A 25,760-nucleotide genomic window follows, 5' to 3' on the forward strand; every position below is an offset into this window, starting at 1 on the left:
CCTGGTTCCCGCGCCGGTGGATCGACCGCTCTCCGCTACAAGGGCCTCCCTCCCGATAGGCGCGTAAATTGCGCCTGAGCACACCCGCTCCGCCCGGTACCCATTTCCAATCAGAGGACACCCCACGAACTCGCTCGTGGGGTGGAGGCTCCCGGTGGAGATAAGGCCGAAGCACGGACTCAACGCCCGAGCCGCACCGTATCGACCCCCAGCGCCTTCATGCACTGAAGGAAAAAGAAGAACGGAAAGGCGCCCCGGTTGATCTTGTTGGCGACTGACTGATAGGTCTCCGTCACGCCGATCTCCGCCAGCCGCCTGACCAGCTCCTTGTAATCCACGCCCGAGCGCGCCAGTTCCGCCTTGATGAGCTGGACGGCCTCTTTCTTCCACTCTTCTTCAGTCATATCTGAAAAATATTTTTCGTTTATGGGTTGCTTGTTGGTCGAATAAGCGATAGATTTTGCACATATGAAAAATTCATCGCTGTCATGACGAGGAGGAGCCGTGCCGACCAAGGAGCATACCACGCACCCCATCAGCCGGCTCTCCATCGACGGGATCAACCCGTTGGTGGACCCGGACGACCCGGTGGAGACCATGGGCCGGGTCGCTGCCGTTCTTACCATGCTCCACGACGCCCTGGAGGAGCAGGATTTGGAAGGCCCCCTCCCACCCGGTTACCTCCTCACCCTCCAATGCGCCACCGCCGCCCTCGAACTCCCGTTGGATATCGGCCGAGATGATGGCACCCTTCCCCAACTGGAGACCATCCCGTAGGTTGTTGTTACTGAGGCAACGGGAACGAAAGCGGCGTGAGGGAAGGTTTCACATCTTCCCGAGCGCGAAATCCCACCCGGATGTGACCTACCTTGATGCGGTGGGAAATGAGCGTTAAGGGGGCATTCCCTGGTTCTATCGCATCCGATGTGTCTTTCAGTGAACGGGTGGGTCGATCACGTCTGCGGTGCGGATACGCCGACGTAATGCCAGTTGCCGGGCATGGTCGATGTCGAAGTTCCAGATCAGTCCCATAGCCGCAAGCTTGAAGAGGATCGGGCCGGCGCCGTAGAGCAGGCTGACGGCGAGCAGCCCCTGTTCGCTGCTCTCGCCGCCGGGTTGGAACCCCGCCAGGTCCAGCAGCGGCAGGGCGAAGCCCACCGGCGCGGCCAGTGCCAGCTTGGTGGCCACTCCCCAGATGGAGAAGTAGACCGCGGTCTTCTGGTTGCCGGTGCGGGCGGTGTCGTAGTCCACCACGTCGGCGAGCATGGCGTTGGGGAAGATGGCGTCCGCCGAAAAGCCGATGCCGCCGCCGATGCAGAGCAGCAGGTAGGGCCAGAAGTCTCCCTCGCCGAGGAAGGGGATGCCGGCGAAGCAGAGGCTCCCCCAGGCGAGCGACCAGGCCCAGGTGCGGTGCTTGCCGAAGCGGTAGCTGATGCGCACCCAGGCGAAGGCGGCCAACCCTGCGGCGAGAAAGAGCGCCGAGAGGAAGATCCCCACGTCGCCCTTCAACTTCAGCACGTTCTCGATGAAGAAGACCACGGTGACCGCCGAGAGGGCGTCGCCGGTGCCGTTGATGAAGTAGGCGGCGAGCAGCCGGCGGAAGGGGCGGTTGCGCAGACAGAGGAGGAAGGTCTTGCGCATGGAGAGGTCGGCGTGGCGCTTGATCAGCCGCGGCTCCGGCACCAGCGCCACCGCCGCCGTGGAGAGCACGGGAAAGGCGATCACCAGCACCAGGGCCAGCAGCGCCAGCGCCCGGCCGGTGTCGCCGGGGGCGAGCAGCGGCATCCCGGCGGCGAGCACCGTACCGCCCACGGTGAACACCTCCATCGCCCCACGGATGCGGGAGCGCTCGTGGTAGTCGGGGGAGAGCTCCGCCCCCCACGACTGATAGGGGATCTGCATCATGGTCCAGCCCAGATAGAACAGGACCGACCAGCCGAGCAGATAGAGCGGCCCCACCCCCGCCGGCGGCTGGAACACCTGCCACAGCGAAAAGGCGGTCACCGGCATCGCCAGATAGAACCACGACTTGCGGTGGGTGCCGAGCAGTGCTACCCGATCGGAGAGCATCCCCATCAGGGGGTCGGTGACCACGTCCAGCACCCGCCCGGCCAGTAGCAGCCCGCCCACCAGGGAGAGCCCCAACCCCATCTGGGCGGTGTAGTAGTTGGGGAGAAAGAGGGTGAAGGGGAGGCTCGCCACCGCCATGGGCAGGCCCACGGCGGCGAAGGCGAGGAGTTGGGGGAGGGTGAGGCGCCAGGGGGAGGGGGTCATGCGGCAAGGATTTCCCGCTCGACCTTGGCTCGTAGCTCGTAAGGGCTGGTTTCGGAATAGTTATTGGCCAGTGTCACTATTAAATGGTGAAGTGGTTCGGTTATTGCCAAAGAGGCGACGGAAGGCTCGAACCACTTGGGGTCACTGACATTTCCGTGCGCCACACGGTCGGCGACATCACGACCCAAGGGGGTCAGGACGTATTCGGGTTTGTCCATAAGTCGTTCGGCCAATTTTTCTGCAATTACGTCTTCCCATGCCTGTTTCGATAGCTCGTTCTTTAACCCGGGAAAAGGCCTGGGTTTCGGAATTTCGAGTGAACTAAGTAATTCGGAATGGTGTCGTCTCGCATGATAAACGATCAGATTGAGGCAGTTGTGGATCGTGGATAGATCAATCGGCTGTCCCACCTTTTCTAGTTTGCGGCAAACAAGCAGCAACAACGCCTGTCTCGGGGTAACTGGCTCTTTTGGTGTTTGACCCATGGTCCTTCAGCCCTCTAACTCCAGGTTGTAACTTTCCACGGCGCGTTCGAAGTCGCGAACCGCTTTACGGTAGGTATCGTGGATATTTGTTTGAAAACTCTTTGCTTTTCCCATGTAGCCGTCGGCCCGCTCCAAACCGGCGTAATAGCCTTTGTCTTCCTCTGTGCCCGCGAAAGCGGTGACCATGATCACGCGGGTGAGTGGGCAGATACGCTGTTTGATGTAGGGGATCAATGTGATCCCCTCGGCTCCGTCGATGTCGTTGGGCCACTTCTTGGGATTGAAGTCACCGAGCCGTTGGTCGATGAAAGCGACCGCGATAAGGGATCCAAGCTGCGCGCGCGTTCCCTCCAGGAGACGAAAGCCTTCCAAAATTCTTAGAGCCTCGTCGCGGTTGGATGCGAGGTGGATCTTGGCATCCGGGAACTCCGCAAGGGCGTGGTCGTAGCCAGCGCGTACAGACTCCTCGTCGTCCACTACCAGGATTTGATATTTTTCCGTCATTGCTTTTTTCTCCAAAAGTCGGACATCAGTTCGATGTCCTCTATCTACGTTCGTAGCGCCCAAATGGGCGCAGGGCGAGTTGAACCTCGCTCCCCTCTCCTTCGGTGCTGTTCACCTTTACGCCTCCGCCCATCTCCTTGGCGAACCGAACGGCGAGGGCGGTACCGACGCCGGTCCCGCCTGGTTTCGGACTCACCTGAGGTTGGCCGAAGCGCCGCAACTGCTCGCCGTTCATTCCTCGCCCCTCATCGCGGATGGTGATTGTGGGCCGGGAGGCCCTTGTCGAGCGTCCGTCCACGATTACAGCGATATTGTTTTCCTTTCCGGGTAGCGTCGATTCCACCGCGTTGTCGAGGAGCACGCGCAACACGCTCTTCAGCAATTTGGGATCCGCCAGAACTTGGGGCCTTTTGACTGCATGAGTGGTGAGCTTTACAGCACCCCCTGCCACGGAGGGATGGTTTTGATACTGTTCGATCAACTCTTCGACGAAGGGGGCGAGTTCCAGGCGTTCCAACTGCACATTGGCGAAGGTGCCCCGATTTCTGATCTCCTGGGTGTAGGCGATGGCCTGAGCAAGGCCGTTTCTTGCCGAGGGGAGTAGTTTCAGCAGGCTGGCGCGCAGCCGTTCCAGTCGTTCATCACCTTCTATGGAGGAGCTGAGGATGGTCTCCAGGGTAGCGTCGTTGACCAGGGTTTGCACCGGTACCAGGGGGTTGAAAATCTCGTGGGCGACGCCGCTTAGGAACTTGTCGTCAACGGCATGGTCGCGCAACTTGGTGGCACTTTGGGAAGCGACTCTCAGGTCTACTGCCGCCATGTAGTTACACCCCAGTACATAGAAGAGAAAGGAGATATAAAAGAGGGGCGGGAGGTAACGGTCGAAATAGTAAAAGCTGCTGAGAAAGAGAAGCAGGGCAAGTCCGATCCAAAGACTCACGGCGATGGTGGCGTATTCCGTCGCTACGGGAACGAAACGTCCGAGGCCTCCAGTAAGCACACTGATGTTGCCGCCAAGTGGGAGCGAGCGCTTTAGGCGAGGGAGAAGGAAGAAGTGGGAGAGAATGGCTGCTACGACACAAGTGAAGACCCCAACAGCCAATAGCGTTTTCTGCTCTGCAAACTGGGCAATGGTTAACTGCATAAATGGGGGAAAAGCGAACAGCGCCATCATCGACATGAAAAAGGAGAAACCCACCAGCCCGTACCCTTCGCGGAAAACCCGGCGAATTCGTTCGATGAAGAGGCGTACGCAGACCGCAAAGGTAGCTAAGGCGGCGAAGACGAAAAGGGCGTAGGTTTTCCTGGCAATGTGGGCATCGGGTTCCACTGCGGCCATGCCGACGCGGTGGCTCTCCAGGAGAAAAACAATCAGTTCATAGGCTACGCCAAGCGTAAACAGGACGGCACAGAGGAGCAGGAACCGAACCAGCCAGACGCAGTCGTCATAAAGATTTCGGGGGTTTTCCATCGCCTTGAGGCGAACCAAGTACTCTTCGAATCGCAAGAATTTCCACAGAGAGAGCATTGGTCCCTGCTGGTCCTTGGGCTGGAGGGGGTACAAGTAGCTGACGGTCACCAGCACCATGGCGGGTAGCGACCAGACCCCGACCAGATAGGCGAGGTAGTAGAGGAGGTTGGCGGTGAAGGGGCCTGCTGCCCATTGAAGGCCATAGCCGAGGTTCTGTTCCAGGATGTCGCTGGCGGAGAGGAGCAGGATGAAGCTGCCGAAGAGCAGTTGGCTGACGCTGGTACCACGATAGAAGTCGCGGCGCATGGAGAAGAGGACCCGGTCGACGATGGAGTGGATGTAGAACTGCCCGACGGCCACAGCGATACCGAGGGCAGCCATGAAGAGGCCGACGTACGGGACCACTGCTCGGGTGGCGATCATCGGCAGGCAAATCATCAGCGTCAGAATGGTACCGAACAGCCAACCCAGTTGGGTGTGCTCGGTCCCGGTAATGGCCTTCCAACCGTCATTGCCGTTCTGTTCCATGTTCGGATCGTCGTTGGTCACGGCAGGGCTCCTCTAGACCAGCCGGGGGCGGGGGGTTACGTGCTCCCAATAGGCGTGGAGCAGGGCATAGAGGCCGGAGTAGTTGTAGCTCCGGGTGAGTCGGCGTACCTGGGGGTGGCGTTGGACGAGATCGATATGAAGCTCCGGCAATCGGCTCCAGTGAAGCTTGGGCACGTTGTGGTGGGCCAAATGATAGCCGGCGTTCCAGCACCACCAGTTGTAGCTCGGGTTGATGCAGCTGAAACAGTATTCGTAGTTTTTTCTTGGATTCGCGCAGACGTGAAACAGGTAGTCGATGTAGCGGGAGAAAAAGTGGGCCAGGAAATGGGGAAGGACAACAAAGGCGAGGCAGAGCCGCCAGTCGATCCAGGCGAGCGCCACCACCACCAGCCATACCGCCGTTGCCTCCAGGAAGATGTAGCGGTAGTAGCGGGCGCGGAATCCCCCCTTCATCCAGCGCTCCAGGGAGACACCGAGGATGCCGAACCACTGGGTCGGGGTGGTCTTGGCGCTGAAACGCATGGCGTTGGTCAGGGAGTATTCGCGCAGCAGCGGTTCGTCCTCCTCCACGAAGGGGATCCAGTGGTTGGGCAGGTTGCGCCGTTTGTGGGTGACGTGGTGGCCATGGTTGTGGGTGAGGCGCCAGGTGCCGGCGGTCATGCCGGTGACCAGGCCGAGGGCGTAGTCGAAGAGTCGGTTGAGCGGACGGTAGCCGCTCATGGGGTTGTGGCAGTGGTTGTGGAGGATGTAGTTGTTGCGGCTCACCGCAAACCAGAAGAGGAACCAGTAGAGGAGGTAAACCCCGCCGGGGATCGGGGGTTCGACGAGCGCCTGGGCGAGGAACGGCAGCAGCATCAGCGCGGGGCCCAGCAGGGCGAGCGCCGCCGCTCCGCGGTCTTCGCGGTGGGTCAGCAGTCGGGGTTCGTTACGCGACATGGAGGGACTCTCCTAAAGGGTCATTTACGGTGTGAGTGGATTGAAAGACGGCGTGGCCGCGCGCCTTGAGGCGGCGCAGCCAGGCCTCGATTCGCTCGGGGTCCTTGCAGTGGCGGTTTGCCGCCACCTGGAGCAGGTGGAATTCGTTGGCCAGGGTGGTGGTGAAGAGGCCGGGGTCGTCGCTAGCGATGCAGCAGGCGAGGGGGCCGTTGCGCAGGCCGTATCGATTGTGGCGGCCGCCGGGGGCCAGGTCGGCGGCGGCGACCGGGGACCAGCGGTAGAGCGGCAGCTCGTGGTACCCCTCCAGGGGGGCGACGTGGAGGTTGGAGGTGGGGCAGACCTCCACCACGATCCCCTTTTGGGTGCAGCGCTCGATGAGCAGGTCCTGGACCGCCCGCCACAGGTCGAGCCAACCCGTGGTCTCGCCCTCGCCGGCCGGTGAGCGGTAGTCGATGCGCTCCACCTGGCGTTCGTTGCGGCGGAGGATGGGGCAGCGGTGGTAGCGCTCCAGCAGGTCGGTGACCGACCGCTCCTCCGGTCCACGGCGGCAGCGCCGATGACGCTGGCGGGGGGCGGTGGGGAGGGGGGAGCGGTGGCGCAGCTCCCAAGCGCGGTGGAGCCGCTCCGGCGACTCCATGGCGCCGTAGAGCCGTTCGCTCAAGCGCGCGATCTCCCGCTCCAGCAGCGGTAGCCGGCCGGCGGTGCCGTCGATGCCCGCGGCGGCCAGGGTGCGGGTCGCGTCCCAGAGCCAGACGCAGTTGTCCAGGTGCTCGCCCGCCGGGAGGGTGATCTCGGGCCCCGCCCGCTCCAGCCAGCGTTCGGGCTCGATCCCCATGGCCAGTCCGTGGCCGATGCGGTCCCCCTCGCCCATGGCGTAGTAGCGCAGGCACTCGTCGATGCGGCGCATCCCGGTGACCAGATGGGCGAAGTCCTCGCCGGCGTGGATGGTGAGGCGCAGGCGGGGGTGGCGCGGCGCCTCCTCCTTGCGCCGGAGGGGGCGGCGCAGCCGGCGGATTACCGGGGCGAAGACTTCCGGCGGGGTGCTGTTCTCGTCGCCCGCCACGTCCAGCGCCGTCACCCGCGCGGCGAGGTCGATGCGCACTGGCGGCGCGGGCGGGGCGTGGAGGCGGCGGGCGTCGGCGGCGCCTCGCGATTCCGGCCATGTCAGTCGCGCCGCGTGGTAACGCTTGGCGCGAGGGTCAACGATCAGTGCCTCGATCGCGCGGGCCTCCTGCTCCAGCTTGAGCCGCAGCCGGCGGTGGCGCACCGGCATCGGCGCCCCGTCGGCGCGGCGCAGCCACGGCCCCTCGTCTCGATCCGGGGTGCGCTTGAAGTGAATCGCGAAGTGGTACTGGGGGGAGGGGGCGCCGCCGCGGAGGGCGAGGGTGTCGAGGATGGCCCGATCCAGGTAGCGGACGAGGCCGGTGAAGCGCGGCAGCGACGCCTCGTTGGCGGTGATGCGCCCCTCCAAGTGGCTCACCCCGCTGCCGAAGCTGTTGATCGCCAGGTCACGGAAACGGTCGTGGCGTCGCCGATTGAGCAGGTCCGGCTTGCGCAGGGGGCTGCGGAAAAAATCGGTGAAGTGGGCCAGTCCCCGCCCCTCCGACATCACCATGTAGGCGCGCAGCAGGTTGAGCAGCAGGAGCTGGATGCGGGCGAGGCGGACGATCGCGGGGTGTTCGGCCCACTCCGCCAGGAGGTGGTGGTGGAGGGTGTAGTAGGTGAGCAGCGACCAATCGAACTGGCCCGCCTCGGCGTAGCCGTGGAATATTGCCAGCAGCGACGCGGCCCGCTGGTCGGGGCGGGGAAGTTGGATCGGGTGGCGGAGCAGATTGCGCACCAGCGGGAGGGTGGCGTGGTAGTCGAGTGCCGCCGCCAGGGCCGGGGTGGGGGTCGGGCGACTGGAAATCGCGTTCGCCAGGGCGTGATGGACCAGGCCCAGCGAGGCGAGCATCCGCTCCACGGTGATATGACCGCTGCCCACCAGCGGAAAGTCGGCGAGGGTGGGCAGCCCCTCGGCCAGTTGCGCCAGCCAACGCCGCCCCCCCGGGCGGCGGCGGGCGAGCAGGGAGACCAGGAACAGGCTCGGCTGGAAGATGCCCGCCAGATGGGTGTGGTTGTCCGCCAGCCCCCCCTCGCCGGCGGCGAGGTCGGCACCGAAGGCGCGGCTCCGTTCGACCATGGCGCGCAGCCCCGTGTTGCTCAACGTCCCCCGATGGTAGTAGCGGCCGAGGAAGGCGGCGACGACGCAGAAGGGATCGACCTTGCGACTCCACGCCATCAATGCCTCCCGCTGGTCGTCGCGGGGGAAGATGCGGTCGCCGTCGATGGCGTAGTAGTCGTCGAAGAGGCGCAACAGGGCCGGGTGGGTGACCTCGCGGTGGGGGGACGAGAAGAGGGTGTCGAAGGCGGCTTCCACCTCGTTGCGGCGATGGCGGCGGCCCTCGCCGAGGGCGGCCAGGGAGTCGAGGAGGAGTTGGCGCTCCCGCAACCGACGGCGCGCCGGGGCCTCCTCCGTCAGCGGCTTATCCAGCAGGTGGTGGAGCAGGCCGTCACTGCGCACCGTGAGGAGCGCCGGCCAGTCGCTCAGCAGGACCGGGATCACTGTGTAGTGTCCTCCACTAACCGCAGTGTTTCCCAAGGGACCTGAAGTTCCTCGGCTAGCTTCTCTACCACGGGAACGGGATTGCCTCCAGAACAGAGTTGGCGCAGCGATGCGTGGACCGGCGAGAGAGGATCGGCGACTTGCGAGAGGATCGCGTGGCGGTTTCTCGGGGAGGCGAAATAGCCACGCTCACGACCGTTATCAATGATGTGTTGCAGTTTACTGGAGAGCACGTCCTGGTTCTGATAGGTCTCACCGTCTTTCCCGTGAGCGCGGATGTTGTCGCTAAGGTTTTCGAGGAGGCGCAGGAATCTGCCGAGATCGTTTACGTTGTCGATGACGAGTCCCGAGCGGGCGGCGATTCCCCCCAGTAGTTGGCGGATGGGGCCGTCGCTCTCCGGCTGGAGGAGGGCGTGAAGCGGGGGAGTGGGGAGCTCGCTGCTGCTCCAGCGAGGGACGATCCGGATTTGTTCCACGGTACCCTCCACGACGGCGACGGCATCGCGCAGTCCGCGGTCCATGTGGGCGAGGTAGTCCGCCAGCCGGCCGGTCTGGATGGAGGTCGGTGATGGGCGCAGGAACCCCTCCGTGATGGGGCGCAGGCGGGCGTGGTTGAAGAGGAGCCGCTCCATGTGGGGATGGGTCGATCGCCATTGGGTGATCTCCTCGGCCAACTGGTCGATGGCCGCGTCCAGGGCCTGAGAGAGTTCCGCGCGTTCGGATAGGGCTTCCATCTCCTGAGAGAAGGCCCACCCCTGGTAACCGCCTTGATAAAAGGTCTCGATGAAATCGATCTCGCGCTCGTCGTCGGTAGCGTACCCCGTCAGTTGGCGTAGCCCCTCCCTACCAGGATCGGATTCGAGGGCCCGCCCGACGAATCGCAATATGCGCACAGGTGAGAGGTAGCTGAGGTGGTCGCTGGGATTGGTGCTTGCCACGCAGAACAGGAGCTTGAGAAGGGTAGACTCGGCGACCTCTTCGACATCCGCTCCGGTCGGTATGATCTCCGGGATATAGAGTTCGGAGGGGAGTTCGCTAGGTCGGTGGGGCGCCTGATCCGCGAGGGCGTTGTGGAACGCGGCGGAGTTGGAAAATTTGCCCTTCTCCCGGTCGACGCAGGCGCGATCGCGGGCGATGTAGTAGCGGATGTCGTTGGTGGCGGGTGGCTCGTCGTTGTCGCGGAACCAGCGTTCGCCCCATTGACGGATGTGGGAGGTCTCCAAGAAGCGGACGTACACCGTCCCGTAATCGTCGTCGCCCGCATCGCCGGCGATCAGATCGCCGATGAAGCCGATGGCGTCGCGGCACTCTTCGAGCAGGTAGAAGAGATCGCGGGTGGTGCGGTAGCAAAGGCCGATGTCGAGGGTTCGGGGACGGGCGACGCCGTTCAGGACCAGTCCGCGAACCGCGGTGACGAACTCTTTGTAAGCGATTTCTCGCGCCGGTTTGTCCGGGCGGTGATCGGCGATGAGCCGAACCTCCTTGTCACCGAGGATGTCGTTGATGGTCCTCAGTTGGATTCGCTTGGGGTGGGGGAAGATCTTGTCGATGTAGGCGGCGGCGAAGTTGTCTTCGGGTTTGAGCTCGCGGGGGTCGTCCTTTTTCTTCGGGGCGTACCCCTCCGCGAAGTGGCGATGGGCGATCCGGTGATAGACCCGTTCGACGCCGGTGACGACGGGCACCACATACGGCGAGACGAGGTGTTTGCGCAGGACCTCCAGCACTTCGTAGCCGTGTTTCGGGTCCATATCGATGTCGTCGATGGGCAGGATCAGCGCCTTGCGGTTGAAGATCCGGCTCGCGTAGTGGAAGAAGAGGTTGAGGTGGGCCTCCAAGCCCATCCCCTCCTGCTTCAGGGCGATCATCGACGAGCCGCGCCCGCTCTTCTGGTCGGCCAGCGCCTCCAGGGCGTCCATGGCGTCTTGGCAGGCGTTGAAGTAGGGGTCGAGCAGGTCGTCCTGGGGCTGGGGACGGCCGGGGTGAGGGGCGAGGCCGGTCTCCAGTGCATTGAGCCGGGGCCGCACGGCGTTCATGACGTGGGCGAGGATGGTCGAGACGAAGTGGTCGGTGTCGTCGATCAGGGTCGGGTCGATGGGGTCGAGCACCTGGAACTTGCCCGCGAGATCGGGGTCTCGCTGTCTCAGGTAGAGCGGAAGGTTGAGCAGAAAGGTGGTCTTGCCCGCCCCTCTCTCCCCCTCGACGAAGAGGATCTGGTGGGTGCGCGACGGCAGATGCGGGTGGCCCAGCGTGTCCGCGTGGGGCGTGGATGCCCCTTCGATCCCGCGGGCGATCTCGCGCAGGATATCGACCGCCTGCTCGTAACCCTCCTCTTGCAGCAGCGTTTCGACATCGCTGAAACCGCGGGTGGTGAAGGCTTCGGAGAGTTTGATCTTGATGGGGTTAGTGGGGGTTCCGATTCGGGGCAGCGGGCTCAATGGACGTCCTTGTGTTCTTATTGTTCAGATATTTCTTATAGATCCAGCGGAGATTGGAGATTCTCCACGGGGCATACCGGATGTCAACAAGAATGTTGTCTAAAGTTGTTGATGTGAAAAAATAAAACAAACGATCGTTTGGCGCGTGGGTGATCGAGCCGCTTGCGCCCAGCAGGAGTTGTGCACGGTAACTCCGCTGTTGAGAGGAAATGTCGTTTTCGGGGCTGGTGGTGCCCGCGGAAAGGTCTATGACGATGCGGGCAATATGTGCAGCTTCAGGCCGGGGATGTCGGCGAAGTCCTTGTGGTTGTGGGTCATCAGCGTCAGGCCGTGTTGCAGCGCCTGGCTGGCCAGCCACAGGTCCTGGATGCGGAAGTGGCGGCCGCGACCGGTGGCGAGTCGGGCGGAGAGTTCGCCGAACAGCATCCCTGTGGTAGTGTCGATCGGCAGTGTGGGCTTGGCGGTGACGCGCTCGACGCCGGCGATGCGGCGGAGGCGGATGTCGGGATCGGTCGCGCGGTCGGCGCCGAATTTCAGTTCGGCGATGGTGACCGGGGAGACGTAGACCGGTTGGTCCCCGGTGATCTTCGCCACGTCCTGGGGGTGAAGGCGGCCCCGTTCCACTTCGATCCAGACGCTGGTATCGATCAGGTATCCCACGGATCGCGCACCCCGTCGCCGACCGTTTCGTCGTTGCGCGCATCGTCGCCCCAATGGGCGGCGGCTTCTTCTCCGACGATGCCGTAGAGATCACCCAGCGCCTCCAGCGCGGTCATCTCCTGTGTACCGGGGAAGATGCGCGCTACCGGTCGCTTGTTGCGCATGACGGTGACGCTCTCGTGACGAAACTCCACCTGGTCCAGGATGTGGCGGAGTTTGCGGGCCATTTCGGTGGCGGTGATGGTGATCATGTGAGGGCCTCTACACGCTCGGGGAGTGCCTATTGTAGCGGTGTGGAACGTGCTTGGGTGTGCGGGTGGGTTACGGTGCGGAGCATCGTAGCCAGCGCATCGATTGGTCAGTGGTGCAGCCAAAGCGCTTGCGCCCGTAGAGCCGACCGGTGGCCTTGGTGCGCGACGCGGGGCTGTGCTTACGGGGTCTTTGGCAAGGCGCGTTCAATGGGCGGCATCGTCGGTGTGCCATGCGACCGCCTGCACGTCGGTGTGCGGGAAGTCGTCACCCTTGAAGAGCAGCGGTTCTCCGCTGTGGCGGCTCAGGGCGTAGGCGCAGCAGTCGCCGAGGTTGAGTCGGGCGGGGTGGCGTCCCTTGCCGTAGCGTCGCCAGGCGATGCGCGCCAGTTCCGCCTGCTCGTCGTTCATGGCGATCACTTCGATCCCGGCGCGATGGATCAGCAGGTCCAGTTGCCGGGCGCCCTCCTCGCCCTTCTTGGCCTCGATGACGATACCCGCTTCGAGCAGGGAGAGGGCACCGAGCAGGCGTTTCGGGGCTGCGGCGATGGTGCGGGCCAGTGGCGCGGCGTCCGGCTCGTGGAGCAGGATGGCGATCAGCGCCGAGGTATCGATCACCATCAGTCGGGTACCCCGTGTTCGTCGTAGCCGAGGATCTCGTCGGCGCTGCGCTCGTCCAGATCGGGCAGCTCGCCGCACCGCTCGGAGATCTCCATGATCGCCTCGAAGGTGTCGGGCTGGCGCTTGCGGCCGCGCAACCGGGTCAGTTCCGCCTCCAGGGCGTGGATGATTGCCTGGGTGATGCTTTCCCCGCTCTCGGCGGCCACGGCACGCGCCAGCCGTTCCGCTTCGGCATTCTTGATGCTGAGCCCCATGGCCGCTCCTCGTCGTGATTGAATCTATAAAGAAATATAGATTATAGAATTTGGGGGCGATGTCCAGTGGCGTGACATCTGAGGCAGGGATGGATGCCGGGGGCGGGGCATCTGGGAAAAGTGGGGGCACGCAAGAATCGGTGCCGGTGGTGAGGCCGGCGGCGGCCGCGGGCCGCCCTATGGGGAGGCGAGGCGGCGGATTTCGGCGATGCGCTCTTCGTCGAGGCCGAGGGAGGCGAGGAATTGGTGGTGGGCTGCAGGGGCGTCCCGTTCGAAGGCCTGGTGCCAGCGGTGGCGGCCGGCTTCGTCGATGCCGGCCTCCTCCAGCATCCTCACCCATTGGTCGACGCCGACCGTGCCGTTGCGCTCGGCAGGATGATTTCCGCCCAGCAGTCCGAGCACCAGCCGCCGTTGGGCGTGGAGTTGGGCGATCTCCCGGTTGAGGGCGATCAATCGCTGTTCCAGGGCCTGCTCGACGCTGCCGCGGTGGTCGAAGGTCTCGGGGCCCAGTTCGCGGCGGGCGAAGCGGTGTAGAAAGGTGGTGTCGTCGAGCTGCATGGTTCCTCCTGAATCTTGGGTTGGCAGGAGGAGGATGGGGGGTGTAGTGGTTGACGGGTCAACTCGCCAAGCGATCTGCGTTCGCCCGGTGAACCTACCCCTGGTTACCACGCTCCGCGTGGTGACCTCGGCCTGTCCGTCGGCGCGGCGCCTCTGTTGGGCGTTCAGCGTCGGCCTCGCGTCGGGACGCGGAGCGTTCCAAGGTGGCGGGTTGCGACGCGGAGCGTCGCAACCAGAAAGGGAGGGGGCGAACCGCAAAAAAAGGCCCCGCGAAAACGGGGCCTTTTCTCATCTGCGTGGGAGGCGGCATGCGCCGCATCCCGCGGGCGTTGCCGATTACAGGGTCTTCAGATATTCGATCAACTGATAGCGCTCTTCGTCGCTGAGGCTGCGTCCGATGATCCCGTTGCCGAGAGGCGCCTTGCCGTCGCCCTTGAACTCGTGGCCGGCGTTGGAGTTGCCGAGCATCGGCTTCCCGTCGGTGTCGTTGACGGTGAACAGGCTATATCCCTCCTTCTGCATGGCGGCCTGCCCGGCCGGGTCGTTCTCGTAGCTCTTGTAGCCCACCTTGACCGGGTCGAACTCGGTCATGCCGGTGATGAACCGCGTGGCGCGCCGGTCGGCGGGCAGCAGCATCTCATACAGGTTGGCCACCGAACCGTTGTGCAGGTAGGGGCCGGTGGCCCACACCCCGTCCAGCGGTCGCGCCCGGTAGGTGGGTTCCAGCAGCACCACGTTGGGGCGGTAGCCGTCCAGTCGGGCGATGGTTGCCGGATCGGTGATGCCGTTGTCCCGGTACCAGCGGTTGGCGGTGACTTCGGTGGTGTACTTGAGGCCGTCGGCCATGCTGATGGTCTCACCCACCTTGGGCGTGCCGTTGGCGTCGGTGGTGGGGATTCCGCGCGGGATGCCGGAGTCGGGGGCCCAGGTCATGTTGTCGAAGTTGGGGTAGCGCAGGGCGAAGTTGAGTACCTCCTGGGGGTCGGTGCCGATCTCCTGGATGTTGAGCTTCTTCACCCGCAGGAACTGGCGCTGGAATTCGGGTGCCACGCCCTCGTCGGCGCTGGCCGGCTCCCAGTACGCCGGGTTGAGGTTGCCGTGGCCGTCCACCTCGCCGATGGCGGGGTCGTCGAGCGGCGGCAGGTGGCAGCCCTGGCACAGCGACTGATACAGCTGCTTGCCCGCCGCGGCCTTGGTCCGGTCGATGGACGGCAGCAGTCCCTTGGCGACGCCCTCCTCCCAACTGGGGGGCTGGAGGCCGGGCAGGGCCTTGTTCTCCTTGACGTACTGCCACGGATCGGAGGTCGGCTCCTTGGTGATGTCCCACGGGATCTCGCCCTCCATCAGCAGCGTCTCGAAGCGGTAGAGCTCGTCCACCAGGGCGGTCGACTGGTAGAGCAGCGCGGGGTCGGCGGTGGTCAGGTTGACCGCCGCCTTGACCCCCAGCGCCTCGCCGACGTTGCGGATCATCGGGCTGCGCACGACGCCGGGGTATTCGGCCCAGGCGAGCCACGGCACCGTCCACACCATCGGGTAGCTCACCGGCGCGGTGGTCTGGTACATGTTGCTCTTCGGGCCGATGTCCACGCCGAACACCTGGTTGCCGATGTTGTCGAGGGCGTCGAGGCGGGAGAAGCCGGCGGGGGTGGAGGGCTCGCCGGAGGCGCTCATGGCGTTGCTCACGGCGTAGCCGGCCAGTTCCACGTAGAGCTTGAACCACTCGCGGTCGCTCGGCTTGTGGCCGTAGACGGCGGTGGCGAAGCGGTTGAAGCGGTCGAAGTTCCAGGAGCGGTCGGGCAGCAGCGTCTGGGCCAGCGCCACCACGAACTTGGCGCCGAACAGGTCGAGGCTGACCTGGGACGGTGCGCCATCCATGTAGACGGTCTTGCCGCCCGCCTCCAGCTTACCGGCGTGGCACAGCGCGCAGCCCATGCCGAGCACCGTCTGGGGGGCGGCGTTGGGGTGGTTGGGGTCGATGTAGCCGGTCTGCCTGGTCAGGCCGGCGGGCAGGCCGTCGGGGTTGTACTTGGACTTGGGCAGCGTCAGCATGCCGAAGCGGGCGAGGTATTCGGGGGAGGCGAAGCGCTCGCCGGGGGCGGTGGCCTTGGCGGCCGTGCGGCGGGCGGAGAGCAGTTGCTTGAGGGCGACGTCGGCCTCGGAGAGGACCGAGGGGGCTTGCCAGGGCGCCGGCACCTCCAGGGCGAGGAACCAGTCGTAGGGCATGAAGTAGGTGCCCTGGGGGGTGCGCCGGTACCACTCCTGCTGTTCCGGGGTGAAGTTCTGCAGATATTCCCACTGCGCGACCGGCTTCATCGGCGGGAGGGGCTCGGTGGCGGCGGTCTTGAAGGTCTGGTAGGCGCCGGCCAGTTCCTTGACGATCTTGATGATCTTGGTCCAGTCGACCGCCGCGGTGGTGGCCGTGGCCGCCTCGATCCGGGCGAAGCGGTCGATGTCCTGCTCGGCATCGCCGATCCCCGCCTTCAGCCCTTCCAGGCTGACCAGGGGCGATACCGCGACGCCGTAGATGCCGTGGGTGGCGGGGGCGCCGCCGCTGCTTCCCCCCATTTCCGTGCCGTTGGCCGCCGTTGCCAGCAGTGCCGCAACGATTCCTGCCGTCAGTGTCCTGCGTTTCATGCAGATCCCTCCGCTCGATTGGTTGTTGTGTTTATGCGGTCGGACGCGGGATCACGGCGCATACCGGGCGGGTACCCGGTGGTGGCGGAATCCCGAACCCCTGTCCGGCCGGAAGTGCGCCGGGCCGCCACGGGATGGGCGGTCTATGCGCGGAGCCAGTCTTGTGGACGAGGTCCGTGTTTGTCAATCGGAAACGAAAAAAGCCCCGCGTGAGCGGGGCTTTTTCCATTCCTCATCCATGAGGAGTGCGGCGATAGCCGGATTCCTTACTTGTGCACGCCCAACTTCTCGCGCCAGCCGGGGAAGATCTTGTCGGCGTCGCCGGGGAACGACTCGAAGGCGCGGGCGAACTCCTTGTGCTCCTTGGCGTACTCGATCGGGTCGGCACCCTCCTTCCAGCACTGGTAGGCCTGACGCAGGGAGAGCGCACCGGCGGCCGGGGAGTCGATGTGGCCGTAGGAGCCGCCGCCGGCGGTGTTGATCACGTTGCCGTGGCCGAGGTTCTCGAAGAAGCCGGGCAGGCGCAGCGCGTTCATGCCGCCGGAGATGATCGGGGTGGTGGGCTTCATGCCGTACCACTTCTGGTAGTAGGCCGGGCCCTGGCACTCGTCACGCTCGATCATGTAGGCGATCACCTTGTCGTCGGCGGAGCCTTCCATCTTGCCGTAACCCATGGTGCCGACGTGGATGCCGGAGGCACCCTGCAGACGGCTCATCTTGGCCAGTACGAAGGCGGTGTAGCCGCGCTTGGCGCTGGGCGAGGTGACGGCACCGTGGCCGGCGCGGTGGTAGTGCAGGTACTGGTTGGGGAACCAGCGACGGGCGGTGGTCACCATGCCGGGGCCGCCGACGTAACCGTCGACCAGGAAGGCCACCTTGTCGGCGTCGGGGCCGAAGGTCTCCAGGGCGTACTCGCCGCGGGCGATCATCTCGTCGTGGTCGTCGGCGGTGATGTTCATGGAGAAGAGCTTCGCCTCACCGGTCTCGTCCTGGGCGCGGCGCAGGGCGTCGCGGACCAGCGGCAGCACTTCCTTGATCGGGCAGAAGACCTGGTTGCCCTGAGGCTCGTCGTTCTTGATGAAGTCGCCACCGAGCCAGAACTGGTAGGCGGCGTTGGCGAAGGGCTCGGGACGCAGGCCCAGCTTGGGCTTGATGATGGTGCCGGCGATGTAGCCGCCGTTCTCGACCGGACGGCCGAGGATGCGCCACAGGTCGGAGATGTCCTTGGCCGGGCCGTCGAACAGCTGGATCATGCGCTCGGGCATGTAGAAGTCGTACATCTTGGCGTGGGCGCAGTCGCCCATGCCCTGGTTGTTGCCGATGGTCAGGGTGAGGAAGGAGACCATCATGGCGCGACCGTCGGTGACGTTGCGGTCGAACAGCTCGATCGGATACGCGATGCGCATCTCTTCGGTGGCCTCGTCGATCATGTAGACCAGCGCATCGACGCCCTTGGTGAAATCGTCGGTGGTGCAGACTTCGACGTTGGTGCCGGTGGAGGACTCGGCGGCGAAGTGGGCGGCCACTTCCAGGAAGCCGTGGCCCTCGGCGGGCTTCATCTTGTAGGCGCACAGGACGTGCTTGCCACCGGCGATCAGGTCCTCTTCCTTCAGGGAGAGGTCAGCGTAGCGTGCGGATTGATCCATGGTTCTCAGTGCCTCACTGGTCGGACAAAAAAGTGCGGGACCCGGTCGCCTCTTTGGGCTTCGCGCCTCGCGCCTAAAACTAACCTGCATTTCTCACCACCCTCCTACTGCGGCCGCCGATCCTCCCGCTGTGACGGGGCGTGCTCCCTCCGGGCTCCTCAACATAGTGCCGACTATGCCTTCGTCGCCCTCCGGTCCGCTCTCGGCATCCCTGCCTTCGCGGCATAAGGCCAATCCCTGGCCAAATCCGCACGCCCCGTCACAGCGGGGTCTCGGCGCCCTCGCTACGGAGGGTGGTGAGAAATGCAGGTTAAGGTCGGGCAATCCTAGCGGGGTTTGTTCATAATTGATAAGCAAAGTTTTTGATCGTTTCGATAATGTCTGGCTTATGTTTTCCTGATGATCCCGGAGGTTCCCGATGAATCTGACCCTGCGCCAGCTGCGGGTGTTCGAGGCGGTGGCGACCCAGCTCAGCTACACCCGCGCCGCCGAGCAGCTGCACCTCTCCCAGCCGGCGGTGTCGATGCAGGTGAAGCAGCTGGAGGAGATGATCGGCCTGCCGCTCCTCGACAAGGTGGGCAAGAAGGTGTTCCTGACCCAGGCGGGGGAGGAGCTGCACCACTACGCCCACGCGGTGTTCGACCAGTTGGAGGAGGCGGAGGAGGTGCTGGAGTCGCTGAAGGGGCTGAAGACCGGGCGGCTCGACATCGCGGTGGCCTCCACCGTCAACTACTTCGCGCCGCGCCTTTTGTCGGCGTTCAAGCAGCGCTATCCGGGAGTGACGTTGACCCTGGAGGTGACCAACCGGCGCACCCTGATCCGCCGGCTGGAGAATAACGAGCGCGACCTGGTGCTGATGGGGGCGCCGCCGACGGGGCTCGACCTGGAGGCGGAACCGTTCATGGAGAACCAGCTGGTGGTGATCGCGCAGCCCGACCACCCGCTGGCCGAGGAGCGGGAGATCCCGTTCGCGCGGCTGGGTGACGAATGTTTCGTCATGCGCGAGCCGGGTTCGGGCACGCGGGCGGCGATGGAGCGCCACTTCGCCGACCACGGAGTGGAGATCCGCATCAATATGGAGATGACCCGCGGCGAGGCGATCAAGCAGGCGGTGCGTGCCGGGATGGGGCTGGGGGTGGTCTCGACCCACACCATCGAGTTGGAACTGGAGACCCGCCGGCTGGTGGTGCTCGACGTGGAGGAGTTCCCGATCGAGCGGCAGTGGTACATCGTCTACCGCCGCGGCAAGCGGCTCTCGCCGGCGGCGCTCGCCTTCCACGACTTCGTGCTGGAGGAGGCCCACGACCTGGCGGGGCAGCGGTTCTGAGGTTCAGGCCTCACCACGAAGCGGGTTGGTGGCTTGGAACGGCGGGTTCCGGTCGTGCGGCGGGGCGCTTCGGCGGGGGCAGATTCGTTCGGCGGTTTGTCTTGGCACGAAGGGAAAGAAGGGGCAGTGATTTGCGCCGATACCCAGTGGCTACGCGTGACGCCCGATTATCTCGGAGATCGACGGCCGGGTGGGGTGTGCCGACGATAGGAGGCGCACCGGTTTCTACCGAGTGGTGCGCATCGTCTCTCGGCCAACCGCCACTACTGCCACTGTTTCTGGTAACCGAAGTGGAGTTCATCGGAGCGCAGCAGCATGCGCAGGTCGCCGACGTCGGTCTCGTGTTCCCAGGAGAGGGCGGGGTGGAGCAGGGAGACGCCCATTTCGCTGTCACCGAACTGGGTCCGGTAGCCGATGTCGGTGCGTCGCTTGCCGTCGCTGGTGCGCTTGAGGAAGCGCTGGACGCCGAGGGTGCCGTGGGTGTCGTCGCCCTTCGGTCGTGGTCGCTCCACGTCGAGTGGCACCGAGTCGGGGTCGCTGGTGTCGAAGTTCGCCGGTGGCGGCGACGGGGCGTCGTTGGGATAGGTGTTGTTGGTTACCGTGGCCATCTCGTCGATCAGTGCCCCGCAGTCTTCGATGCCCTCCACCACCTCCATGCATTTGAGGTCGCGGACCGTGGTGGTGGGCGGTGGCGCCGTTTCGCGGGGGGGTTCGGGTGCCGCCTCGAGCGGTATCGGCGCGGCCGTCGCCACCCCGGCCGAGCGCTCCTCTTCCACGGGCGGCGCCACCGCGGGCAGCTCCCGCGCCACGAAGCGGCCGGCGGGGCTGCGGGCGAGGGTGACCCGCACCACTTCCGGTTCCCCTTGCAGGGAGCCCACCGCATAGGTGACCGGGGCGTCGAGGTCAATCACCAGGCGCAGCCCGCCGTCGGGGCGCCGGCCGTAGCGGATGGCGCGTACCACGCCTCCCTCCAGGGTCTGGGGGGCGACCCCATCTCCGCGGCGGGAGGCGGCGACGTCGATCACCAGGCGGTCGGGCCCGGCGAGGGTGAAGTGGTGCTGGGTGACCGGCCCGTCGAAACGGAAGCTGAAGAGGTAGCCGCGACCGTCGCTCATCGCGTGGGTCCGTTGCAGGGTCGCCGCCCCGGCCGGTAGGGCGAGGACGAGGAGCAGGCCGGCGAGAATGGGCAGGTGGCGTCGCACGGTGTTCCGTTCCGATCGGGGTCGCGGGAGGGTGAGGATAGCAGAAAGCGGCGCGCACGGGGCCGGATCGGGTGCGCCGCCGCATGGGGGCGTGTTCCTGTGACCGATGGCACCTCGAGGAAGGGGCGGCGCAGGTCCCTAACGAAGGGAGTTCCGATCACCTCCGCGCGTGCGGCGCGCCCTATGGGGCGGCCCGCGGCCGCCGCGCCGAACGAAGGCACTTCTCGAAAGGTATGGCGCAGGCCGTTGACGGGGCGATTTCCGGTCACCGCCACGAAGAGGTCACTGCTGGCAGCGGCCTTCGCCGAGAGTGATCGCCAACTCCAGCGCCTGCGCGCTGATCGTGAGGTGGTGGCGGCAGAGGCCGTCGAGGTTGACCACGAAGCGCAGGCGGTTGCCGCGGCGGACCAGGCCGAGGGTGCCGCCGCGCTCGGCGAAGCGCGGCAGGTCGCCGGCGATCAGGGCGCCGGCGAGCGCCGGGTGGTCGAGTAACCGCTCCAGACGGTCCGTTTCGGAGGCGCCGATGAAGACCACCGCGCAGCGGGTCGCCTGCTCCGCCTTCTCCAAGTGGCGGACGGCGTAGGGGGTGTCGTCGCCCCACCGCTCGGCACTCAGCCGCGCCACCTCGCCGAGCACCTCGCCGAAGGGGTCGTCGCCGATCAGGCAAAGGCTCCGTTCACGTCCTTGGTCGGCCCATTGGGTGAAGCGGGCGACGTTGAGCAGCAGGACGGCCTTGAGCGCCGGTTCGTCGGCGCGCAGCGAGGCCGCCGTGGCCGTTTCGGCACCGAGGGTGGTCAGCGCCAGCCCGGCGAGGGTGGCGAGGATGGCGCCTAGAAGTGCCACGTCGCCCGGGCGAACAGGGTGCGCGGGATCTGGCCGGAGATCGCCTGGAGGGTGCTGAACTCCTGATGGCTGCCGTCGAAGAGGTTCTGCGCGGTGAGGCTCAGCTCCAGCCCCTTGCGCGGACGCCAGCCGAGGCGCAGGTCGGCGCGCAGCGGGTCGTCGAGGGCGTCCGAACCGTCGCCGTCGGGCTCGTCGACGAAGTAGAGGGAGCCGTCCAGTTCCAGGTTCGGCGCGAGATCGAGGTAGGAGCGCAGGCTCACCAGATGGGCCGGTGCCTGGTCGATGGCACGGAAGGCTCCCACTGGCAGGGCGCTCGCCACCGGCTGGTCAATGGCGGTCTGGTGGTAGGCGTAGGCGAGGTTGAGCCGCCAGCGGGGGGTGACCTGCCAGCCGGCGCTCACCTCGATGCCGGCATCGTGGCCGTCGAGGTCGTTGGTGCCGACGTAGCGCAGCGGATCGGTCGCGCTGGGGACGAAGGTGTAGAGGCTGCGGTGGTCGTTGTAGTAGGCGGCCAGGTCGAGGGTCAGCGCCTCGGAGAGGGTGCGGCGGACGCCCGCCTCCCAGCTGACGGTGACGTCGGAGCTGGCCTCGGGGGAGCCAGCGATGGTCAGCGGCGCCAGCCGGAAGGGGAAGAGCTGGAGCAGGACCAGCGGGTGGGCGACCACGTCGGAGTGGGAGCGCGAGGGGGTGCGCACGGCGCGGGTGACCGCCCCCCACAGGGTGGTCTCCTCGCTGGGGCTCCAGGCGAGCCGGGCGCTCGGCTGGTACTCGAAGCCGGTGCGGTCGTTGTGCTCGAACTTGGAGCCGAGCGTCAGGCGCAGGGTCGGGGCGAGGGTGATCTCGTCCTGGAGGAAGGCGTTGAAGAGGTCGCCGTCGCTGGCGTGGGGGAGGATGTCGATGATGTAGCTCCCCTCGACTTCATCCTCCACCCGCCGGTAGCCGACGCCCCAGCTCAGTTGGTGGTCGAGGTGGGGGCGGAAGTGGTGCTGGAAGTCCAGGTCGAAGGTGTCGATGGAGTAGTTGCCGCCCGATTGCTCCCGCCGGTCGTGTTGGAGATAGCCCTGGAGGCTCCAGCGCCCCCGCTCGCCGAGGTCGCGGTCCCAGTGGGCGAGCAGGTGGTAGCGCTCGAAGCGGTCGCTGTCGGGGATGACGAAGGAGCCGAAGCGGTCGGGGGCGGTGGCGCGCTGGTACTGGTCGTTGCGGCCGCGGCCCACTTCCCCCTCCAGGCGCAGGCGGTTGTCGGGGTCGAGATCCCAGTCGAGGCGGGCGCCGAAGTGGCCGTCGTGTTCGCCGTTGCGGGGCTCGCGCCCGTCGTAGTCGACCGGCCCGTCCCCTTCCAGGAGCTTGCCGTGGACCCGCCACCAGGCGCCATTGGCCAGTTGCCCGCCGTGGCGCAGGGTGACCGCGGCGGCGCCGGGGTCGCGCAGCTCCAATTGGGCCAGATCCCCCTGGGTGGCGGCGGCGGAGCGGGTGATGATGTTGATCACCCCGTTGATCGAGTTGGCCCCCCACAGGGTGCCGCCGGGGCCGCGCACCACCTCGATGCGCTCGATGTTGTCCAGCGGCAGGTCGAGGGTGTCCCAGTTGACCCCGCCGAACAGCGGGTTGTAGACGCTGCGCCCGTCGACCAGCACGTGTACCCGGTTGGCCCAGATGCCGTTGAAGCCGCGCAGGCTCACCGCCCAGGTGTTGCCGTCCACCCGGGCGACGTGGGCGCCGGGGACGCTGCGCAGCAGGTCGGGGATGTTGTCGGCGCCGGAGCGGCGGATCTCCTCGGCGGTGATCACGGTGACCGCGGCGGCGGCGCGCTTGAGCGGCTGCTCCTGGCGGGTGACGGTGGTCACCTCCACCTCCAGCAGTTCGCGCAGGCTGAGGCCGACCACCTGGCTCAGGTCGAGGGGGGTGGCCGTGGCGGAGGTCGCGGCGGTGAGCAGGAGCGCCGTGGGGAGGGCGCGGGAGAGCGGGACGTGGGGCATGGCGGCGGCCCGGAAGGTTACGGGTAACCCTTAGTCTACCACCGGATTTCGGCCGTCGAACCTGCGGTTGGTAGCGGTTGCAGTCCACGGGAAAGGCGTAGACGGGGCGCTCGGACGGGGTGCCCTTCGTCGGTTTGGAGCGGTGCGCTTGTTTGACACGGCGCGCCCTATAGGGCGGGCTGCGCCTGCCATGGCCTTTCCGTCGGCACCGTCGTGCGGGTTATCGGGTCAACGCCATGAACAGCTGCGGCAGCCGTTCCGGCAGCCGCTCGACCCGGTCGATCACCGTGTACTGGTTGCCGAAGATGTCCTTCACGTAGTCGTCGGCACCCGGTTTCACTTTGGCGTCGAGGTTGATGCAGTAGGTATAGATCCCCTCGCCGTCCAGTTCGCGCACCGCCTTGCGGCTGTCCTCGATCAGCAGCCGCTCGTCCTTCACGTCGATGTCCGAGGGCTCGCCGTCGGTGAGCACCAGCAGCAGCTTCTTGTCCGCCTGACGGGCGCCGAGGTAGTGGCCGGCGTGGCGCAGCGCCGCGCCCATGCGGGTCGACCAGCCCGCCTCCAATGCCGCCAGGCGCCCCTTCACCTCGTCGTTCCACGGCTCGCGGTAGCCCTTGATGTGCTGGTAGCGCACCTCGTGGCGGGTGTTGGAGGAGAAGCCGGCGATGGCGAACTCGTCGCCCAGCTTGTCCACCGCCCAGCCGAGCAGCGCCACCGCCTCCTGGGAGAGTTCGAGGATGGTCTGCTCGCAGCCGGCGGGGATCTGGTCCACCGACTCGGAGAGGTCCAGCAGCAGCATCACCGCGATGTCGCGCCCGTCGTTGCGGTGGCTCATGTTGATCCGCGGATCGGGGTTGTGGCCGCTCTTGAAGTCGATCAGCGAGCGGATCGCCACGTCGAGGTCCAGCTCGCTGCCCTCCTCCTGGTAACGCACGCGCACGTAGTGCTGCGGCTTGAGCAGGTCGAGGAGCTGCTTCAAGCGCTTGGCCAGCGCCTCGTGCTTGGAGAGCAGGGCGTCGATCCGCCCGCCGTCGCCGCCGGGGTGGAGGCTCTCGTAGAGGCTCACCCAGTCGGGGCGGTAGGTGTTGGTGTGGTAATCCCACTCCGGGTAGTGGCGCGGCGGCAGGCCGTCGAACTCGTTCTCGTTTTGCTGGTTGCGCCGCTTCTCCTCGAACATCTCCTCCTCGTCGCCCTCCTCGATGAAGCGCCACATGTGGCGGTTGTCGTCGCGATAGCCCACCTCGGTGTCGGAGAAGTAGACGTTGGCGGCGAGATCGGCCTGGCGGCGGGTGCGGGCGATGTAGGCGATGGCCAGTTCGGCCACCTCGGCGGTGCCGGCGGCGGGGTCGGCGGTGACCTCGTCGAAGCGCCCCAGGAACTCCAGCAGGTCGGGGTTGGCGTAGCCGTGCTCCGGGTTGAGCGCGGCGTAGGAGAACATCGCCAGCCGGTGGCGGATGCAGGACTCTTTCTCCGGGTCGCAGTCGTGCTCGCCCGGCTTCGGGTGCAGGGCCAGGAACAGCCGGCGCAGGCCGGGGTACTCGGCGATCGCCCGGCGGTCGATGCGCGCGTCCTCGAAGACCTCGATGGCGACCCGCTGGAACGGGCTGTAGTTGTCGGCGACGATCGCCGTGGTCCAGCGCATGTGGGCGGCGAAGTGGGCGAGCAGCGCACGATAGCGGTCGATGCCGGGGACGCCGTTGTGGTCGTCGTAGACGTCGGGCAGGCGGATGCCGTAGGCATCGAAATAGGGCATCGGCTTGCGTAGCTGGTCCCACCCCTCGGAATAGGGGACCAGGTGCTCCTTGATCTCCCACAGCGCCTTCAGATAGAGCTCCAGCGCCCGCTCGTGGTCGGCGAACAGCGTGCCGTGGCGCTCGCGCTGGAGGATCGCGCGGCTGTCGGCCGATTGCAGCTGGAAGTAGTCGCGCTGGCGGTCGGGGTGGTCGCCGTAGTAGCGCACGCCGTAGTCGACCCAGTTGCGCAGCCCCTCGATGGAGAGCTGGCCGAGCAGATAGGGGGCCTTCTCCAGGAAGTCGGGCAGGCCCGGACTGGGGTAGGTGGCGCCCTGGTTGCTGTGTACCGAGGAGCTGGTGCGGTTGGCCAGCCCCATGGTGATGTCGATGTAGTGCTCCACCTGCTGCCAACTGCCGAGGCGGCGCGCCGCCTCGCCGAGGGTCTGCAGGAAGGGCGGGATGGCGTTGCCGTTGGGCGAGCGGGAGAGGCGCCAGACGGTACGCGAGATCAGCTCCAGGGTGTCCTCGCCGAGGCGCTTGGCCACCGACGGCATCTCCTCCAGATAGGCCAGCACCGGCTCCACGCCGCGGCCGATCATGCAGATCAGCGCCGCGCCGTCGAGGTAGTCCTTCACCCCTTGCGGGGAGAGGACGGCCACCGCCTCGCCGATGCAGTCGGCGAAGACGTTGTCGATCTCCTTGAACCCGCAGCCGAACTGGTCACGGAAGAACTGGACCTGCTCCTCGCTCAAACTCATGAAACGCTCCTGGAAGGGTCGGAAGAAGAGTTGTCCGCAAA

General features: G+C 65.8%; 21 protein-coding genes. 2 read left to right on the forward strand and 19 right to left on the reverse strand.

The features are described 5' to 3' along the window. Positions 1 to 179: 179 nt before the first annotated feature. Positions 180 to 404, reverse strand: coding sequence for a DUF6471 domain-containing protein (locus ACYQ2W_RS07285; RefSeq protein ID WP_459864763.1), 225 nt, complete (start codon positions 402 to 404; stop codon positions 180 to 182). A 100-nt stretch (positions 405 to 504) separates the two neighbouring features. On the opposite strand from ACYQ2W_RS07285, the gene ACYQ2W_RS07290 reads away from it, so the two are divergent. Then, positions 505 to 777, forward strand: coding sequence for a hypothetical protein (locus tag ACYQ2W_RS07290; RefSeq protein WP_459864765.1), 273 nt, complete (start codon positions 505 to 507; stop codon positions 775 to 777). Positions 778 to 933: 156 nt separating this feature from the next. Here the strand turns inward: ACYQ2W_RS07290 and ACYQ2W_RS07295 are convergent, their stop codons facing one another. The 14 genes from ACYQ2W_RS07295 to ACYQ2W_RS07360 form a co-directional block, all read right to left on the reverse strand. Next, positions 934 to 2,274, reverse strand: a complete 1,341-nt coding sequence (locus ACYQ2W_RS07295) for an MFS transporter (RefSeq protein WP_459864767.1) — start codon at positions 2,272 to 2,274, stop codon at positions 934 to 936. Next, on the reverse strand, positions 2,271 to 2,759 hold the full coding sequence (locus ACYQ2W_RS07300; RefSeq protein WP_459864769.1) for a hypothetical protein: 489 nt from the start codon (positions 2,757 to 2,759) through the stop codon (positions 2,271 to 2,273). The genes ACYQ2W_RS07295 and ACYQ2W_RS07300 overlap by 4 nt, the downstream gene beginning before the upstream one ends. Before the next feature lie 6 nt (positions 2,760 to 2,765). Next, a complete protein-coding gene (locus ACYQ2W_RS07305) occupies positions 2,766 to 3,263 on the reverse strand; it encodes a DNA-binding transcriptional response regulator (RefSeq protein ID WP_459864772.1) in 498 nt (165 codons plus the stop codon). Between the two features lie 40 nt (positions 3,264 to 3,303). Then, entirely contained in the window at positions 3,304 to 5,283 is a 1,980-nt protein-coding gene (locus tag ACYQ2W_RS07310; RefSeq protein ID WP_459864774.1) for a sensor histidine kinase, read from the reverse strand. Positions 5,284 to 5,295: 12 nt separating this feature from the next. Continuing rightward, complete coding sequence (locus ACYQ2W_RS07315) at positions 5,296 to 6,219, reverse strand: fatty acid desaturase family protein (protein ID WP_459864776.1); 924 nt, start codon at positions 6,217 to 6,219, stop codon at positions 5,296 to 5,298. Continuing rightward, a complete protein-coding gene (locus tag ACYQ2W_RS07320) occupies positions 6,209 to 8,824 on the reverse strand; it encodes a hypothetical protein (protein ID WP_459864778.1) in 2,616 nt (871 codons plus the stop codon). The genes ACYQ2W_RS07315 and ACYQ2W_RS07320 overlap by 11 nt, the downstream gene beginning before the upstream one ends. Beyond that, positions 8,821 to 11,259, reverse strand: a complete 2,439-nt coding sequence (locus ACYQ2W_RS07325; RefSeq protein WP_459864780.1) for a hypothetical protein — start codon at positions 11,257 to 11,259, stop codon at positions 8,821 to 8,823. The genes ACYQ2W_RS07320 and ACYQ2W_RS07325 overlap by 4 nt, the downstream gene beginning before the upstream one ends. A 246-nt stretch (positions 11,260 to 11,505) precedes the next feature. Next, positions 11,506 to 11,919 carry a type II toxin-antitoxin system VapC family toxin gene (locus ACYQ2W_RS07330; RefSeq protein ID WP_459864782.1) on the reverse strand — a complete coding sequence of 138 codons (414 nt, stop codon included), beginning with the start codon at positions 11,917 to 11,919 and terminating at the stop codon, positions 11,506 to 11,508. Then, positions 11,907 to 12,170: a type II toxin-antitoxin system Phd/YefM family antitoxin gene (locus ACYQ2W_RS07335; RefSeq protein ID WP_459864784.1), complete on the reverse strand. Its 264-nt coding sequence runs from the start codon at positions 12,168 to 12,170 to the stop codon at positions 11,907 to 11,909. The genes ACYQ2W_RS07330 and ACYQ2W_RS07335 overlap by 13 nt, the downstream gene beginning before the upstream one ends. Positions 12,171 to 12,374: 204 nt before the next feature. Next, positions 12,375 to 12,788, reverse strand: coding sequence for a type II toxin-antitoxin system VapC family toxin (locus ACYQ2W_RS07340; protein ID WP_459864787.1), 414 nt, complete (start codon positions 12,786 to 12,788; stop codon positions 12,375 to 12,377). Further along, positions 12,788 to 13,042 (reverse strand): type II toxin-antitoxin system VapB family antitoxin, encoded by a 255-nt coding sequence (locus tag ACYQ2W_RS07345; RefSeq protein WP_459864789.1) that lies wholly within the window; start codon positions 13,040 to 13,042, stop codon positions 12,788 to 12,790. Before ACYQ2W_RS07345 ends, ACYQ2W_RS07340 begins: the two co-directional genes overlap by 1 nt. A gap of 177 nt (positions 13,043 to 13,219) precedes the next feature. Beyond that, entirely contained in the window at positions 13,220 to 13,600 is a 381-nt protein-coding gene (locus ACYQ2W_RS07350; protein ID WP_459864791.1) for a MerR family transcriptional regulator, read from the reverse strand. Between the two features lie 336 nt (positions 13,601 to 13,936). Continuing rightward, entirely contained in the window at positions 13,937 to 16,234 is a 2,298-nt protein-coding gene (locus tag ACYQ2W_RS07355; RefSeq protein WP_459864793.1) for a di-heme-cytochrome C peroxidase, read from the reverse strand. A 266-nt stretch (positions 16,235 to 16,500) separates the two neighbouring features. After that, a complete protein-coding gene (locus tag ACYQ2W_RS07360) occupies positions 16,501 to 17,880 on the reverse strand; it encodes a ribulose-bisphosphate carboxylase (RefSeq protein WP_459864795.1) in 1,380 nt (459 codons plus the stop codon). A gap of 418 nt (positions 17,881 to 18,298) precedes the next feature. Here ACYQ2W_RS07360 and ACYQ2W_RS07365 point away from each other — a divergent pair, with 418 nt between their 5' ends. After that, positions 18,299 to 19,207: a LysR family transcriptional regulator gene (locus ACYQ2W_RS07365; RefSeq protein ID WP_459864798.1), complete on the forward strand. Its 909-nt coding sequence runs from the start codon at positions 18,299 to 18,301 to the stop codon at positions 19,205 to 19,207. A 263-nt stretch (positions 19,208 to 19,470) separates the two neighbouring features. Here the strand turns inward: ACYQ2W_RS07365 and ACYQ2W_RS07370 are convergent, their stop codons facing one another. The 4 genes from ACYQ2W_RS07370 to ACYQ2W_RS07385 all read right to left on the reverse strand — a co-directional run bounded on the left by ACYQ2W_RS07370 (position 19,471) and on the right by ACYQ2W_RS07385 (position 25,719). Further along, entirely contained in the window at positions 19,471 to 20,409 is a 939-nt protein-coding gene (locus ACYQ2W_RS07370; RefSeq protein WP_459864800.1) for an AMIN domain-containing protein, read from the reverse strand. A 282-nt stretch (positions 20,410 to 20,691) separates the two neighbouring features. Next, the gene (locus tag ACYQ2W_RS07375; protein WP_459864802.1) at positions 20,692 to 21,252 is read right to left on the reverse strand and encodes a YfiR family protein; all 561 of its coding nucleotides are present in this window, start codon (positions 21,250 to 21,252) and stop codon (positions 20,692 to 20,694) included. After that, entirely contained in the window at positions 21,240 to 23,228 is a 1,989-nt protein-coding gene (locus ACYQ2W_RS07380) for a TonB-dependent receptor plug domain-containing protein (RefSeq protein WP_459864804.1), read from the reverse strand. The genes ACYQ2W_RS07375 and ACYQ2W_RS07380 overlap by 13 nt, the downstream gene beginning before the upstream one ends. Before the next feature lie 220 nt (positions 23,229 to 23,448). After that, positions 23,449 to 25,719, reverse strand: a complete 2,271-nt coding sequence (locus ACYQ2W_RS07385) for a nitric oxide reductase activation protein NorD (RefSeq protein ID WP_459864806.1) — start codon at positions 25,717 to 25,719, stop codon at positions 23,449 to 23,451. Between the last annotated feature and the right edge of the window lie 41 nt (positions 25,720 to 25,760).

This window comes from Endothiovibrio diazotrophicus (genome assembly GCF_054657215.1).

Coding starts and splice junctions, on each gene's coding strand:
- ACYQ2W_RS07345 (WP_459864789.1), bottom strand. CDS start 13,042: ATGGGGCTCAGCATCAAGAATGCCGAAGCGGAACGGCTGGCGCGTGCC.
- ACYQ2W_RS07350 (WP_459864791.1), bottom strand. CDS start 13,600: ATGCAGCTCGACGACACCACCTTTCTACACCGCTTCGCCCGCCGCGAA.
- ACYQ2W_RS07340 (WP_459864787.1), bottom strand. CDS start 12,788: ATGGTGATCGATACCTCGGCGCTGATCGCCATCCTGCTCCACGAGCCG.
- ACYQ2W_RS07295 (WP_459864767.1), bottom strand. CDS start 2,274: ATGACCCCCTCCCCCTGGCGCCTCACCCTCCCCCAACTCCTCGCCTTC.
- ACYQ2W_RS07335 (WP_459864784.1), bottom strand. CDS start 12,170: ATGATCACCATCACCGCCACCGAAATGGCCCGCAAACTCCGCCACATC.
- ACYQ2W_RS07285 (WP_459864763.1), bottom strand. CDS start 404: ATGACTGAAGAAGAGTGGAAGAAAGAGGCCGTCCAGCTCATCAAGGCG.
- ACYQ2W_RS07385 (WP_459864806.1), bottom strand. CDS start 25,719: ATGAGTTTGAGCGAGGAGCAGGTCCAGTTCTTCCGTGACCAGTTCGGC.
- ACYQ2W_RS07305 (WP_459864772.1), bottom strand. CDS start 3,263: ATGACGGAAAAATATCAAATCCTGGTAGTGGACGACGAGGAGTCTGTA.
- ACYQ2W_RS07300 (WP_459864769.1), bottom strand. CDS start 2,759: ATGGGTCAAACACCAAAAGAGCCAGTTACCCCGAGACAGGCGTTGTTG.
- ACYQ2W_RS07365 (WP_459864798.1), top strand. CDS start 18,299: ATGAATCTGACCCTGCGCCAGCTGCGGGTGTTCGAGGCGGTGGCGACC.
- ACYQ2W_RS07380 (WP_459864804.1), bottom strand. CDS start 23,228: ATGCCCCACGTCCCGCTCTCCCGCGCCCTCCCCACGGCGCTCCTGCTC.
- ACYQ2W_RS07355 (WP_459864793.1), bottom strand. CDS start 16,234: ATGAAACGCAGGACACTGACGGCAGGAATCGTTGCGGCACTGCTGGCA.
- ACYQ2W_RS07315 (WP_459864776.1), bottom strand. CDS start 6,219: ATGTCGCGTAACGAACCCCGACTGCTGACCCACCGCGAAGACCGCGGA.
- ACYQ2W_RS07360 (WP_459864795.1), bottom strand. CDS start 17,880: ATGGATCAATCCGCACGCTACGCTGACCTCTCCCTGAAGGAAGAGGAC.